The sequence below is a fragment of the Streptomyces sp. NPDC088817 genome, from assembly GCF_044750345.1.
Taxonomy (GTDB): Bacteria; Actinomycetota; Actinomycetes; order Streptomycetales; family Streptomycetaceae; genus Streptomyces.
Map to the genome: position 1 here is coordinate 17,845 of NZ_JBIVJN010000012.1, position 13,395 is coordinate 31,239.

The 13,395-nt window shown below is 72.6% G+C and carries 13 protein-coding genes; 4 read left to right on the forward strand and 9 right to left on the reverse strand.

The window, feature by feature from the left end; translation table 11 throughout:
* Positions 1–34: 34 nt before the first annotated feature.
* From ACIP4X_RS22170 to ACIP4X_RS22195, 6 genes are all read right to left on the reverse strand, one after another.
* Positions 35–616 carry a sugar kinase gene (locus tag ACIP4X_RS22170; RefSeq protein WP_391455227.1) on the reverse strand — a complete coding sequence of 194 codons (582 nt, stop codon included), beginning with the start codon at positions 614–616 and terminating at the stop codon, positions 35–37.
* Positions 613–1,761, reverse strand: coding sequence for an ROK family glucokinase (locus ACIP4X_RS22175; protein ID WP_358729966.1), 1,149 nt, complete (start codon positions 1,759–1,761; stop codon positions 613–615). The genes ACIP4X_RS22170 and ACIP4X_RS22175 overlap by 4 nt, the downstream gene beginning before the upstream one ends.
* A 154-nt stretch (positions 1,762–1,915) precedes the next feature.
* Positions 1,916–2,731, reverse strand: a complete 816-nt coding sequence (locus ACIP4X_RS22180; protein ID WP_391455230.1) for an ATP-binding cassette domain-containing protein — start codon at positions 2,729–2,731, stop codon at positions 1,916–1,918.
* A complete protein-coding gene (locus ACIP4X_RS22185) occupies positions 2,728–3,792 on the reverse strand; it encodes an ABC transporter permease (protein ID WP_391455232.1) in 1,065 nt (354 codons plus the stop codon). The genes ACIP4X_RS22180 and ACIP4X_RS22185 overlap by 4 nt, the downstream gene beginning before the upstream one ends.
* A complete protein-coding gene (locus tag ACIP4X_RS22190) occupies positions 3,789–4,793 on the reverse strand; it encodes a sugar ABC transporter substrate-binding protein (protein ID WP_358729963.1) in 1,005 nt (334 codons plus the stop codon). The genes ACIP4X_RS22185 and ACIP4X_RS22190 overlap by 4 nt, the downstream gene beginning before the upstream one ends.
* Positions 4,794–4,965: 172 nt before the next feature.
* The gene (locus tag ACIP4X_RS22195; protein ID WP_358730163.1) at positions 4,966–5,715 is read right to left on the reverse strand and encodes a GntR family transcriptional regulator; all 750 of its coding nucleotides are present in this window, start codon (positions 5,713–5,715) and stop codon (positions 4,966–4,968) included.
* A 117-nt stretch (positions 5,716–5,832) separates the two neighbouring features.
* On the opposite strand from ACIP4X_RS22195, the gene ACIP4X_RS22200 reads away from it, so the two are divergent.
* The 4 genes from ACIP4X_RS22200 (at position 5,833) to ACIP4X_RS22215 (ending at position 10,892) form a co-directional block, all read left to right on the forward strand.
* Positions 5,833–6,855 (forward strand): Gfo/Idh/MocA family oxidoreductase, encoded by a 1,023-nt coding sequence (locus tag ACIP4X_RS22200; RefSeq protein ID WP_358729962.1) that lies wholly within the window; start codon positions 5,833–5,835, stop codon positions 6,853–6,855.
* Positions 6,856–6,893: 38 nt separating this feature from the next.
* Positions 6,894–7,859, forward strand: a complete 966-nt coding sequence (locus ACIP4X_RS22205) for a zinc-binding dehydrogenase (RefSeq protein ID WP_391455235.1) — start codon at positions 6,894–6,896, stop codon at positions 7,857–7,859.
* Positions 7,860–8,418: 559 nt separating this feature from the next.
* Positions 8,419–9,915: a M48 family metallopeptidase gene (locus tag ACIP4X_RS22210; RefSeq protein ID WP_358729960.1), complete on the forward strand. Its 1,497-nt coding sequence runs from the start codon at positions 8,419–8,421 to the stop codon at positions 9,913–9,915.
* Positions 9,912–10,892: a hypothetical protein gene (locus ACIP4X_RS22215; RefSeq protein ID WP_391455236.1), complete on the forward strand. Its 981-nt coding sequence runs from the start codon at positions 9,912–9,914 to the stop codon at positions 10,890–10,892. Before ACIP4X_RS22210 ends, ACIP4X_RS22215 begins: the two co-directional genes overlap by 4 nt.
* A gap of 153 nt (positions 10,893–11,045) precedes the next feature.
* Here ACIP4X_RS22215 and ACIP4X_RS22220 read toward each other — a convergent pair whose 3' ends face one another.
* From ACIP4X_RS22220 to alc, 3 genes are all read right to left on the reverse strand, one after another.
* The gene (locus ACIP4X_RS22220; RefSeq protein WP_358729958.1) at positions 11,046–11,441 is read right to left on the reverse strand and encodes a ribonuclease domain-containing protein; all 396 of its coding nucleotides are present in this window, start codon (positions 11,439–11,441) and stop codon (positions 11,046–11,048) included.
* Positions 11,442–11,525: 84 nt separating this feature from the next.
* On the reverse strand, positions 11,526–12,140 hold the full coding sequence (locus tag ACIP4X_RS22225) for a dihydrofolate reductase family protein (protein ID WP_391455239.1): 615 nt from the start codon (positions 12,138–12,140) through the stop codon (positions 11,526–11,528).
* Between the two features lie 137 nt (positions 12,141–12,277).
* Entirely contained in the window at positions 12,278–13,393 is a 1,116-nt protein-coding gene (gene alc, locus ACIP4X_RS22230; RefSeq protein ID WP_358729956.1) for an allantoicase, read from the reverse strand.
* Positions 13,394–13,395: the final 2 nt, after the last annotated feature.

Here is a 13,395-nt window from a genome sequence, read left to right on the forward strand (position 1 = left end):
TGCTCCGGCGGCCCGGGACGGGTAGCGGCCGGGGTCAGGGGACGGTGCGGGAGACGACGTAGACCATCGGCAGGACCGGGTTGGACAGGTTCACGACCACGTCCTGCGTGGGGGCGGGGTTCTTCTGGCTGTGGGTGAGGCCCCACCAGGGGCCGGTGCTCGTGAACGTCCAGCCGGTGGTCTTCTTGTCGCGGGCGCCGACGGTGACGGTGCCCTCCTTCAGGTCGCCGCGGTTGACGCCCATGGCCTCCAGGAAGGAGGTGAGGCCCGGTTCGGTGGTCCGGAACTGGACGTAGAGGCGGCTGGTCTTCCAGTTGTTGGTCTCGTAGTAGGAGACCTGGTCGGCCGGGTGCGGTATCGGGACCTGGTAGAGGCGGCGCTGGACCTTGGACGGGTAGCCGGGCGCGAGGCCCTTCACCGCGTACCGGGCCTCCTTGTCCTTGCCGCTGTCGCGGCTCTGGTTGGCGGAGATCACCAGGTAGCCGGCCGGGACGCCGATGAGCAGCACGATGATCAGCAGGGTGAGGGACCTGCGGCGGTTGCGGCGCCGTCGGTCCTCGACGCGCGGTGGCCGGCCGTCCGGAGGCGCCGCCTGGCGGGGCAGCGACATCGTCACAGCGCCTCCCGGGCCTCGCGCCGCGCCTGCGCGTACCGCTCGTAACGCTCGTACCGCTCGACCCGGCGCCGCTTGGCGCGCCGGAAGCGGCGGGCGACGAGACGGGCGAGGTCGGCGGCGCCGACCATGCCGGCCTCGGGGCCGAGCTGGGCGCGGGTGATGCGGGCCTCGGGGCGGTAGCCGCGGCCGGTGAGGTGCCGCCGGAACGCGTCGCGCGCGGGGCCGATCAGCAGGTCGTCGGCCGCGGAGACCCCGCCGCCGATGACGAAGCAGGACGGGTCGAGGGCGGCGGCCAGGTTGGCGATGCCGACGCCGAGCCACTGGCCGATGTCCTCGAGGAGTTCGACGCACATGGCGTCGCCCTCGCGGGCCAGCTCGGTGATCATCGGCCCGGTGATGTCGGGGATGCTCCCCTTGACGTGCTCGATGATCCCGTAGGCGACCGGGGAGTCGGCCGCGGCCAGCTCACGCGCCTCCCGCACCAGGGCGTTGCCCGAGCTGTACTGCTCCCAGCAGCCGCGGTTGCCGCACGGGCAGCGGTGACCGCCGGGCACGACCTGCATGTGCCCGAACTCGCCGGCGACCCCGAACTTGCCCCGTTTGACCTGGCCGTCCTCCAGGATCGCGCCGCCGATACCGGTACCCAGCGTGATCATGACGAGGTGGTCCTCGCCGCGGCCCGCGCCGAAGCGCCACTCGGCCCAGGCGGCGGCGTTGGCGTCGTTGTCGACCAGGACCGGCACGGACAGGCGTTCGGAGAGGCGGTCGCGCAGGGGTTCGTTGCGCCAGGACAGGTGGGGGGCGAACAGCACCCGGTTGCGCTCGGCGTCGACCCAGCCGGCCGCGCCGATGCCGACCGCGTGCACGTCGTGCCGGTCGGACAGGTCCAGGACCAGTTCGACGATGGTGTCCTCGACGACCCGTGGGCTCTTGGACTTGTCCGGGGTCTCCGTGCGGAGCCGCTCCAGGATGTTCCCGTCGGCGTCGACGACGCCCGCCATCACCTTGGTGCCGCCGATGTCGATGCCCACCGTGGGGACGCGGGGCGCGGTCAGGTGGGAGCGCCGCTCCCGGGTGCCGACCGTGCGCAGCACGGGGGCGCGTCGGGAGCCGATGGGGGCGGTGAGGTCGCGGTAGGTGCTCATCGGGCCCGATTCTGCCGCACGGTGGTTAAGGGTTCCGTACGGGGCACCGCGGGGGCGGCGCCCGGTTTGTGCCGGTACTTGTACCGGATACGGAGGCACGGGAGCCGTCGCGCCCGCGCCGCGGAGCCGCATGATGCCACAACCTCCCAGGCCCTCAGGACCCTTGAAGTTCATGGCGCAGATCGTCCAGGTCGCTGCCGCCGGCCATCTGCCGGGTCAGCTCGTCCAGGGTGATCCCGTCCCGGGTGTGGTGGCCGGCCATGGTTCCCCGCCTGAGCAGGACGAACCGGTCACCTACGAGGTACGCGTGATGCGGGTTGTGGGTGATCAACACAACGCCCAGGCCCTGGTCGCGGGCCGCCGCCACATATCTCAGCACCACACCCGACTGTTTCACGCCGAGCGCCGCGGTCGGCTCGTCCAGGACGAGCACCTTCGCGCCGAGGTACACCGCGCGTGCGATGGCGACGCACTGGCGTTCGCCGCCCGACAGGGTGCCGATGGGCTGGTCGACGTCGCGCAGGTCGATGCCCATCCGCAGCAGTTCGGCCCGTGCCGTCCTGCGCATGAGGGCGACGTCCAGGCGCTTGAAGGGGCCGGTCCCCCTGCGGAGCTCGGAGCCGAGGAAGAAGTTCCGCCAGACCGGCATGAGGCCCACGACCGCCAGGTCCTGGTACACCGTGGCGATGCCCCGGTCCAGGGCGTCGCGCGGGGAGGTGAGCCGGGTCTCCTCGCCCTCGACGCGCAGGACGCCGCCGTCGTGCTGGTGAAGGCCCGCGATGATCTTGATCAGGGTCGACTTGCCGGCGCCGTTGTCGCCCAGGACGCAGGTGATCTCCCCGGCGTGGACCTCCAGGCCGACGTCCTCCAGGGCGCGGACGCCGCCGTAGTGCTTGCTGACGCCGGACAGCTCCACGAGGGGCGTGCGTGCTTCGGCCCGCGTGCCGGTACGTGCTTCGATGTCGGTCACTTGGTGGCCTCCGCCCGCCTGCGGACCCAGGTGTTGAGCAGGGTCGCGAGGAGCAGCATCGCTCCGAGGAAGAACTTGAACCAGTCGGGGTTCCACTCGGCGAAGACGATGCCCTTACTGGTCATGCCGAACAGGAGGGCCCCGACCGCCGAGCCGATGGCGCTGCCGTGTCCGCCGGTGATCAGGCAGCCGCCGATGACGGCGGCGATGATGTAGATCAGCTCGTTGCCGACGCCCTCGCCGGACTGCACCGCGTCGAAGGAGAACAGCAGGTGCTGACCGCAGATCCAGGCGCCGAGGGCCACGCCCATGTAGAGGCCGGTCTTGGTCCGGGTGACCGGTACGCCGACCGCGCGGGCCGCGTCCTTGTTGCCGCCGACCGCGAAGATCCAGTTGCCGGTGGGGGTGCGCAGCAGGATCCAGGAGGCGACGGCGACCAGGCCGAGCCACCACAGGATGGTGACCTTGACGTCGACGCCGCCGAGGGTGAGCGTCGAGGCGAACACCGCGTGGGCGCTGGGGAAGCCCTCCATGTCGCCGATCGACTTGGTGGAGACGGTGCCGTCGATCAGCTTGGTGAGGCCCAGGTTCATCCCGGTCAGCATCAGGAAGGTGCCCAGGGTGACGATGAAGCTGGGCAGCCCCGTACGGGTCAGCATGAAGCCGTTGAAGGCGCCGATCGCCAGGGTGACCAGCAGTGATACGCCGACCCCGACCCAGACGTTCGCGGTCATCTGGTAGCTGAACATCGAGGAGACCAGCGCGGAGGACGTCACCATGACGCCCGCCGACAGGTCGAACTCGCCGCCGATCATCAGCAGCGCGACCGGAACCGCCATGATGCCGATCACCGAGGACGCGTACAGGACGGTGCTGAGGCTGGAGGCGCGCAGGAAGCCGTCCGCGGCGCAGGCGAAGAAGACGAAGACGGCGATCGCGCCGACGACCGAGCCGAGCTCGGGGCGGGTGAGCAGCCCGCGTAGCGCCGACGCCCGCAGAAACGTTTCGGCAGCAGCGGTCTCGGCGGGGGCCGCGGGCCGGCCGGTGGTGGTGCCGCTCATCGGGTGCCCCGCCGCGTGTACTCCTCCAGCGTGGCCGCCTGGTCCTTGGTGACGATCTGCGGGCCGGTGAGCACCGGCCGGCCGCCGCCGAGGACGTCGCCGTTGTACTTGTAGAGCCAGAGCAGGTCGACGGCCTGGTAGCCCTGGAGGTAGGGCTGCTGGTCGACCGCGAAGCCGAGCGTGCCGTCCTTGAGTTCGGCGGCGACCTTGGCGTTCAGGTCGAAGGTGTCGACCTCGGCCCGGCTGCCGGCGTCGGCCTTCGCCTTGACGGCGGTGTCCGCGTACGGGGCGCCGAGCGTGACGACGGCGTCGACGGACCTGTCCGCCTGGAGCCGGGCGCCGATCGCGGCCTGCACGTCGGGCATGCTGGTGCCGTTGACGTAGAGGTTCTCGACCGTGCCGGAGAAGGTCTTCGCCACCCCGGCGCAGCGCTGCTCGTGGCCGACGTTTCCCTGTTCGTGCAGGACGCAGAGCACCTTCTTCCGTCCACGCGCGTTCAGCTCCTGCCCGACGGCCTCGCCGGCGACGGACTCGTCCTGGCCGATGTGCGTGAGGGCGCCGTACGCCTTGGACTGCGCCGATCCGGAGTTGACCGTGACCACCGGTATGCCGGCCTTCTCGGCGCGGGCCACGGCGGCCTTGAGCGCCTCGGGCTTGGCGAGGGTGACGATGATGCCGTCGACCTTCTTGTCCACCGCGGCGTCCATGAGCTGGGCCTGCTGCTGGGCCTGGGCGTCGTGCGAGTACAGGAAGTTGATGTTGTCCTTGACGGCGGCCTGTTTCGCGCCGCTCTGCACGATGTCCCAGAACGTGTCGCCGTCCCCGGAGTGCGTGATCATCGCGAAGGTCCAGCGGGGGGTGTTCACCGCGGCCCTGCCCTGGGCCGCCGCGGCCTTGCGGGCGTCCTCCGCCCGCTTGCCGCCGGTGCTGCTGCACCCCGCCAGCGACAGGGACAGTGCCCCTGCCAGCGCGATGACTACCCAGGTTGGAAAGCGTGCCACGAGGCCGTGCCCTTCTTGCTGTGCCCGAACGTACGCGAGGGGCCGTGGGTGATCCCACCAGCCCCGAACGTTCCATTATCGGACACCGGAGTGCCTGGTTCCGCGGCCGGGGAGCGATGACCGGTCATATTGTCCGGACATGAGGAGGGTGGTCGGAGCCGTACGGGGGCCGTCAGGACCGTACGAGGAGCTGGAACTCGAAGGAGTAGCGGGAGGGGCGGTAGGTGTGCGTGCCGTACTCCACCGCGCGGCCGGTGTCGTCGAAGGTGGTGCGCTGCATGGTGAGCAGCGGGGCGCCCTCGGCCTCGGCGAGCCGCTCGGCCTCGGCGGGGGCGGCGGCGCGGGCGCCGATGCACTGGCGGGCGCTGTGCAGGGTGATCCCGGCGGCGCGCATCAGCCGGTACAGGCCGGTGGCCTCCAGCTGGCCGGTGTCCAGGTCGAGCAGTCCGGACGGCAGGTAGTTGGTCAGGTACGCCATCGGCTCGCCGTGGGCCAGGCGCAGCCGTTCGACGCGGTGGACCTCCTCGCCCTCGGCCACCGCCAGGGCGGCGGCGACCTCGGCGGAGGCCGGGACCACCGTGTTGACCAGGACCTTCGTCGACGGGCGCTGCCCGGCCGCCTCCAGGTCGTCGTAGAGGCTGCTCAGTTCCAGCGGGCGCCTGACCCGGCTGTGCACGACCTGGGTGCCGACGCCGCGGCGGCGCACCAGGAGGCCCTTGTCCACCAGCGACTGGATGGCCTGGCGGACGGTGGGCCGGGACAGGCCGAGCCGGGCGGCCAGCTCGATCTCGTTGCCCAGCAGGCTGCCGGGGGTGAGCCTGCCGTGCTCGATCGCGGCCTCGAGCTGCTGGGACAGCTGGAAGTACAGCGGTACCGGCGAACTCCGGTCCACACGGAGTTCGAGTGAGACGGTGGGGTCCACTTCTGGTTTCGGCACGGGCCGAGCGTAGCTCCGCGACCGGATGACGGGAAGTAGTGAAGTCCGATTGTCCGGACATGCGGATTGACAGGGTCAGGGGTCCGCCCCCACTTTGTTCCCATGCGCATCGGGGTCATCGGTACGGGCCGCATCGGCACCATCCACGCGAACACACTCAGCCGCCATCGAGAGGTCGGCTCCTTGATCCTCACGGACGCCGATCCGGCGCGGGCACAGGCCCTCGCCCTGCGGCTGGGTGAGACGGCGGCACCGGGGGTGGACGAGATATTCACCTGGGGGGTGGACGCGGTGGTGATCACCACCGCGACCTCGGCCCACGCGGAACTGATCGGCCGGGCGGCGCGGTCGGGGCTGCCGGTGTTCTGCGAGAAACCCATCGCCCTGGACCTGCCGGGGACATTACAGGCGCTCGCCGAGGTCGAAGCCGCGGGCACGGTGCTTCAGATGGGGTTCATGCGCCGCTTCGACACGGGTTACGCGGGCGCCCGCGAGGCGGTGCGCTCGGGTCGCCTGGGGCGTCTGCACACGGTGCGCGCGCTCACGTCCGACCAGGCACCGCCGCCGCCCGAGTGGCTTCCGCTGTCCGGCGGGCTGTTCCGGGACGCGCTCATTCACGACTTCGACATGCTGCGCTGGATAACGGGCCGTGAGGTCGTCAGCGCGTACGCGGCCGGGTCGGACGCCGGCCCCGCGATGTTCCGCGCGGCGGGCGACGTCGACACCGGCGCGGCGGTGCTCACCCTTGACGACGGCACGCTCGCCACGGCCACCGCGACCCGCCTCAACGGCGCGGGCTACGACGTGCGCATGGAACTGGCCGGTGAGCTGGACCAGATCGTCGTCGGACTCGACGACCGGACGCCGATCGCGTCCACCGAGCCGACCGGCCCGCCGGCCGCGGACAAGCCCTATCCCGACTTCCTGGAACGCTTCGGCCCCGCCTACGAGGCCGAACTGGAGGCGTTCGTAGGGGTGTTGCACGGCGAGCGCCCCAACCCGTGCGACGGCCGCGAGGCCCTCCAGGCCCTGCGCATCGCCGAGGCCTGCGAGGTCTCCCGCCGCGAACACCGTCCGGTGAGCCTGGCGGAGATCGCGGGCGCGGACAGGGCCGTCTTCCGCTGACGGGCCGCGCGGGCCCCGCGGTGGGAGAATCGGCGGTCATGCGTGCCGCCTATGTCGAACACCTCGGGTCGCCCGACGTCATTCGCTTCGGCGAGTTGCCCGATCCTGTGCCGGGGGCGGGTGAGGTGCTGGTGGACGTGGTGGCCACCGTGGTCGATCCGGTGGACACCTTCGTCCGGTCGGGGCTGTTCCGGACGCCGCTGCCGTTTCCGTTCGTGGTCGGGCGCGACCTCGTCGGCACGGTGGCGTCCACGGGGTCCGGTTTCGCCGTCGGTGAGACGGTGTGGTGCAACAGCCTGGGTCACGACGGCCGGCAGGGTGCGGCCGCCGAACGGGCCGTGGTGCCGGCCGACCGTCTCTACCGGCTGCCTCCGGACGTACGCCCGGAAGAGGCGGTGGCCGTGTTCCATCCCGCCGCGACCGCGTATCTCGCGCTCTTCACCCACGGCGGGCTGCGCCCCGGAGAGACGGTGCTGGTCGGCGGCGCGGCCGGCAACGTGGGCAGCGCGCTGGTGGAGTTCGCGCACCGGGCCCACGCACGCGTCCTCGCCACGGCCGCCCCGCGTGACCACGAGTACGTCCGCTCCCTGGGCGCGGCGGAGGTCGTGGACTACCACGCCCCCGATCTGGCGGCGCGGCTGGCGCGGCTCGTCCCGTCCGGTGTCGGCGTCCACGTCGACACCTCGGGACGCAACGACCTGACGCCCGCGGTCGGTCTCCTCGCCCACCGCGGGCGCGTCGTCGTCCTGTCCGGTGCCCGCGACGAGCCGACCCTGCCGGTCGGTCCGCTCTACATGAAGGACGGCTCCGTGCGCGGCTTCGCCATCTCCAACGCCACGGCCGCGGAACTGGCCGAGGCGGCGTCCGCCGTCAACGACCTCCTGGCCTCAGGCGGCCTAATCCCCCGCTCGGTCGAGTACCAGCCCCTGAGCGCCACGGCGGAGGTCCACCGCCGCATGGAACACGGCGAACTCCACGGCAGGCGCGTGGTCCTACGCCCCTGAACCGGTCAGCGTGTGACACAACCCCACCCAACTCCGGCCCACACGACCCCGGCTCCGGCTCCGGCTCCGGCTCCGGCTCCGGCTCCGGCTCCGGCTCCGGCTCCGGCTCCGGCTCCGGCTCCGGCTGGGATCTCCCCCGCCCCGCCCCCGGCCACAACCTCCCCCTCCCTGGCGTCCGTTCCCGCCGGCGCCCTGGCCCGGACGGCCCGCAGCCGGGGCGCGGATGGCAGGAAGGCCCGATCCGCCAGTCACACATGGCCAACAGGCCACCACTGCCCGGCGCACCCGACCAGGCAGCCCCGGCCACCGGCCGTGGACGACCGACCGACCCGCCACCAGGCCCCGACCACACGGCCACCGTCGCCAAGCGCACATGACCGACCGCCCACCAGCGCCGGGCGCGCTCGACCGGGCCGGCGGTGGCCGGTGCCCGAGCGTCGCTCGGGGGCGGCGAACTACGGGCCGCTCGCGGTCGGCAGCGTACGCACCGCTCGGCGTCCGTGGGCTTGAAATGGTTATGACAGAATCCGCCGACACCTCATGGCACGACAGGAGCGTGATGGACGGTCGCATATCCGGAGGGCCGCAGGTCTCGGCGGTTCGCGCGTGGTCGTTCACCGCGGCCATGGCAGCCGTCGCCTGGCTGCCGCTGATCGGCTTCTTCCTGCTGATCGCGGCCGGGGGGCTGGTCTGGGGGGTCTGGCAGATGATCGCGCTGCCGCTGCTGTGGCTGCTCCCCGCCGTGTACACGAGGGCCGTTCTCCCCGAGGCCCTGCCGGGCCGGGCGGTACGTCCCGAGGAAGAGCCGGAACTCGCCGCGCTGGTGCGGGACATGGCCGAGCGGACCGGTTTCGGCGCTCCGCTGCTGGTGCGGATCCTCCCCGAGCCGGCGGTGCTCACGGGCCGGGTGAGGATCGCGGGCGGGCACGCCTACGCGCTGCTGATCGGGCTGCCGTTGATCCGGTCGCTCTCGGCCACGCAACTGGCGGCGGTGATCGCGCACGAGCTGGCCCACGAACGTCACTTCGACGACCGCCGCACTCGTGCCCTGCTGGCGGCTCGCGCCGCGGTCGCCGAACGGCTCGAGGGCCGCCTGCGGCCGCTCGCCCCGTTGGCCGCTCCCCTGCTGCGCGCGACCCAGCCGATCCCATGGCAGGAGGAGTTGGCGGCCGACGCCGAGGCCGCCCGGGTGGTGGGCGGTGACGCCGTGCGCGAGGCCGTCGAGCGGGTCGCCGTGATCGACGCGGCGTTCGACGGGCTCGCGCAGGACTGGGTGGAGGACCTGGCCGAGGACGCCACCTACCCGGTGGACCTCTACGAGGCGTTCGACCTCGCCCTCCAGGACCCCCTGGTGCGGAAGCGAGCCGCCCGCGAGGACGCCGAGGAGGAGGCCCTGGACGTCTACGCGATGGCCACCCATCCGCCGACGGCCGTACGGACGGCGGCGCTGCCGCAGACCGGCACCCGCACGGCGTACGGCTCGGCTCCGCTCGTGCTGCGTGACGCCGAGACGGTCGCCGAGTGGTGCGTCCGGCGTCTGGCCTGCGCGGACGGACCCGGTGGGACGCTCCAGGCGCCCAGCGCGGACGGCGCCCTCCGGCCCGAGGACCTGAAGCCGGTGCGCCTCCTCCAGCTCGACCCCGAGAAGCTCCGCCTCCCCGCCGACGGCGGCCACCGCGCGGAGGCGCTGGCGGCCGCGACCGGGCAGCCCTCCCCCACCCTGGCGCTGCGGGCGGCTCTGGACACCGTCGCCGACGGCGACTGGTACGGCCTGGCCCGCCGGATCCGCCCTGAACTGCGGCAACTGCCGGCCGCCGTGCGCGGAAGGCTCGGCAGCCAGGTACTGACCAGTGCCATGGGTGCGACCCTGACACCGCTGCTGCTGGAAGCCGGCTGGTCCTGCACCTCCCGCTGGCTCAGCTCGGTACTCACGGCGCCGGACGGCACGGTCGTCGACCTGTACGACGTGCTCGTCACGGCCGTGGACGGCGGCGACCCGGCGCCCGTCCACGCCCTGCTGGAGAAGGCCGGGACCGAGAAGGCGGAGAGAGCATGAGACGCCCCGGCCCCGCCCTGCGCGTCGCCCTGCTGGGCGTGACGGCCGCCCTGACCGGATTCGCGCTGTTCGCGGGCTGGCTGGGTTTCCACGGGCACGCCTACGGCCAGGCCCGCGACCGGGCCACCGCGCACGCCACCGGCATGGTCGTCGAGGACGACCTCGGGGACACCGGGGACATCCGGGTGCGCTGGAAGGACGGCACGGGCCGCGAGCACGTGCAGCGCTTCGAGATCTACGACACCGACCGCTACACCAGGGGCCGCCGCTTCCCCGTCGCCTACGACCCGGACGCGAAGGACCCGCGGGGCTTCCCCGGCGACCCGGAGGAGACGGTCGCCGAGGACGACCTGTTCGTCCCCATCCTGCTCGCCGGGGTCACGGCCGCCCTGCTGTGCGCGGTGTGGGCCCGGCGTGGTCTGCGCTTCTGGTGGGCGGCGCGGCGGCCGCCCCGCCCGATGACCGCGACGGTGCACTGCGGTGCCCGGCCCGCCTCCCCGCGGATGGTGTCGGAGACCCTGTGGCTCAGGCTCACCGAGTCGGGTGTGAGCGACCGGCCGGCCGTCTGGCAGCGGATCATGTGGCATCCCGTGCTGGACGAGCTCAACGGTCCCGTCGAGGTGAGCGCCCATCACGGGGCGGGCTCGCGCCGCGCGGTGGTGGTACGGCTGTCGGACGGCACCCGTCTCGTGCCCCTGGGGCGACGGCGGCACGTCGCGCCACGGCGTGTGCTCCTCGACGAGTACGCGGTGGTCCGTACGGCCCTGACGGACTCCTTCATCCCGGTCGACACCGCGACGCTCTCCGCGCGGCCCTGGTGGTGGCCGGGTGCCCGGATGGCCGCGTTCGGGCTCGTCGCGGGCGCCACGGCGGGCGCGCTCTTCATCGGCGAGAGCCTGGTGGCCGCCGTGGGGTTGGCGCTGTGCGCGGCCGCCCTGCTCGCCGCGCTGTGGACGCTGAGCGCTCCGCGCCCCTGACCCGCGCCGACGCGGGTCCCCACGGCACCCACGTGCGGCCGCCCGGCCCCGCCTCGCCCGTCCGGGCCGGGACCGGGGCCGGGCAGCCGCTCGCCCCGCGGCCGTTGTGCGTGGAGGGGCCGCGGGGCGAGGGACGTGCGGTCGGCTCGTGGTTCAGCAGCCGAAGTTGACCAGCTTGAACGTGACGTAGTGGTCCGCGGTGTAGTAGTCCTCCCGCGTCTTCTGACCGGTGACTATGCGCCGGGCGCCGCGGTCGGAGGAGCCCGGGGTGACGACCGTGTACTCGTGGTAGTACCCGTTCGACTGCTGGGGCAGGACACCCTCACGGTTCTGGAAGACGACGCCGTCCTGGGAGTACGGGAACGGACCGCCCTTGTCGATCAGACGGAGCGTGTCGTACGCCTGCGAAGGCAGCGCGCTGTAGCAGATGCTGCCGACCGCCGTCGCGGCGGCGTCGGCCGGGGCGGCGGCGACGGTGCCGCCGACGAGGAGGGCGGACAGAAGGGCGCCTGCGGCGCCGATGCGGGTGCTGCGCGGGGGGAATGTCATGGGCTCATCATGACGCGCGTAGATAGTGGCATGTCAATGACAAGTCCAGGAGTTCACCGTCAAGTTCAGTGAATTCGCGGGGAGTTAATCCTGATAGGAGCCGTATCGCGGGCGTCCCACCACGTCGTACGACTGGATGGACACGCCCGCCCCGGTGACACGGCCACCGGTGTGCGCGAAGGCGGTCGGGACGGTGCCCTCCGCGAACAGGCGGCGCCCGGCGCCGAGGACGACGGGGAACGTGATCAGGTGCACCGTGTCGACGAGGTCCAGTGCCAGCAGGGAGCGGACGAGGTCGCCGCTGCCGTGGACCTGGAGTTCGCCCTCGGTGCGCTCCTTGGCCGCGGCGACCTCCTGGGCCAGGTCCTCGGAGATCACGGTGGTGCCCTGCCAGGCGGGGTCGGTCAGGCTCGTGGAGACCACGTACTTCGGCAGGCCGTTGAGGCGGGAGGCCACCGGGTTCGCGGGGTCGGTCACCTGCGGCCAGTACGCGGCGAAGATGTCGTAGGTGCGGCGGCCGAGGAGGAAGGCTCCGGCGCGGTCGAAGACCTCGGTCATGAACCGGCCGAAGTCCTCGTCGCCGTACGGAACGCTCCAGCCGCCCTGCGTGAAGCCGTCGCGGTCGTCCTCCTGGGGACCGCCGGGCGCCTGGTGGACGCCGTCGATGCTCACGAAACCGGTGACGACGAGCTTGCCCATGGCGGGTGCCTCTCTCTCGGTGGGGTCTTCTCCTCAGTACAGACCCCACCGTCCCCCGAAACTCATCGGCCCCGCCGGATCCGGCGGGCGGGGCGTGCCGGTCCGTGCGGACGGGACGCCCCGCGGGCGCGGACGGGTCAGCCGCCCAGTTCCTGGTGGCGGGCCGCCAGGGCGGCCGCGCCCTGCTCGGTCAGCGCGCCGAACAGGCGGAGCCGGGAGATGCCTCCGTCCGGGTAGATGTCCACGCGCGCGTGCGTGCCGACGGCCGCCGCGGGCAGCACGAAGCGGTGGTTGGTGTCGGGCTGGAGGCGGGTGCGCGGCAGGATCTCCGTCCACTCGCCGTTCTCGCCGTCCTTGACGGAGACCGACGCCCAGCCGGCGCTGTTGCCCTTGAGATAGGCGGTGTCGATCTCCAGGGCGCGGATCTCGGTGTGCCCGGCGAGGCGGTAGCTGATCCAGTCGTTGCCCTGGTCGCGGCGGCGGCGGGTCTCCCAGCCGTCGTCCATCTTGCGGGAACGGCCCGGCTGGATGGTGTTGGTGGCCGGCGAGTAGAAGAGGTTGGAGGCGTCCTCGACGCTGCCGCCGTTCTCCAGCGCCACCACGTCGAAGGTGCCGAGCGCGGCCAGCCACGCCGGGTCGGGCAGGACCTCGCCGTACACCCTCAGGCGGGCGATGCCGCCGTCGGGGTGCTGCTTGAGACGCAGGTGCGTGAAGCGCTGCTCGGCGTTCACCTCGAAGCCGTTGGCCGCGTGGCCGCCGACCGCGGTGCGCGGGACGAGGGTCGCCCACTTCACGTCGTCGGCGAGGAGTTCCGCGGGCGTGGGGGCGCCCTCGACCGAGGTGCCCTCGACGGAGACGGCCTGCGGGTAGTTGCCGCGGAAGTGGGCGGTGTCCACGACGATGCCGCGGACGACGCCGGGCGCGCCGAGCCGGATCAGCGCCCAGTCGTGGTCGTCCTCGGTGGGCCAGGGGTGCTCGGCCGAGACGCCGCGCCGGCGGCGGGTCTCCCAGCCGTCCATGACCTTGCCCTTGTGCCCGAAGTCCTCGGGGTCGAAGTCGGCCCGCTCGGGCACCAGCAGGTTCTCGCGCTGGGCGAAGAACTCGTCGTTGGCGGCGATGACGCCCGCGCCGAGCCGGCGGTCGGCCAGGTTGGCGTGCCTGGTGAAGGGGAAGTCGGCCGTACGGTAGTCGGCGTAGGGGTCGCCGCCGCCGTAGGGGTTCGCGTCGCCGGTGAAGCTCAGGGTCGCCGTCACGA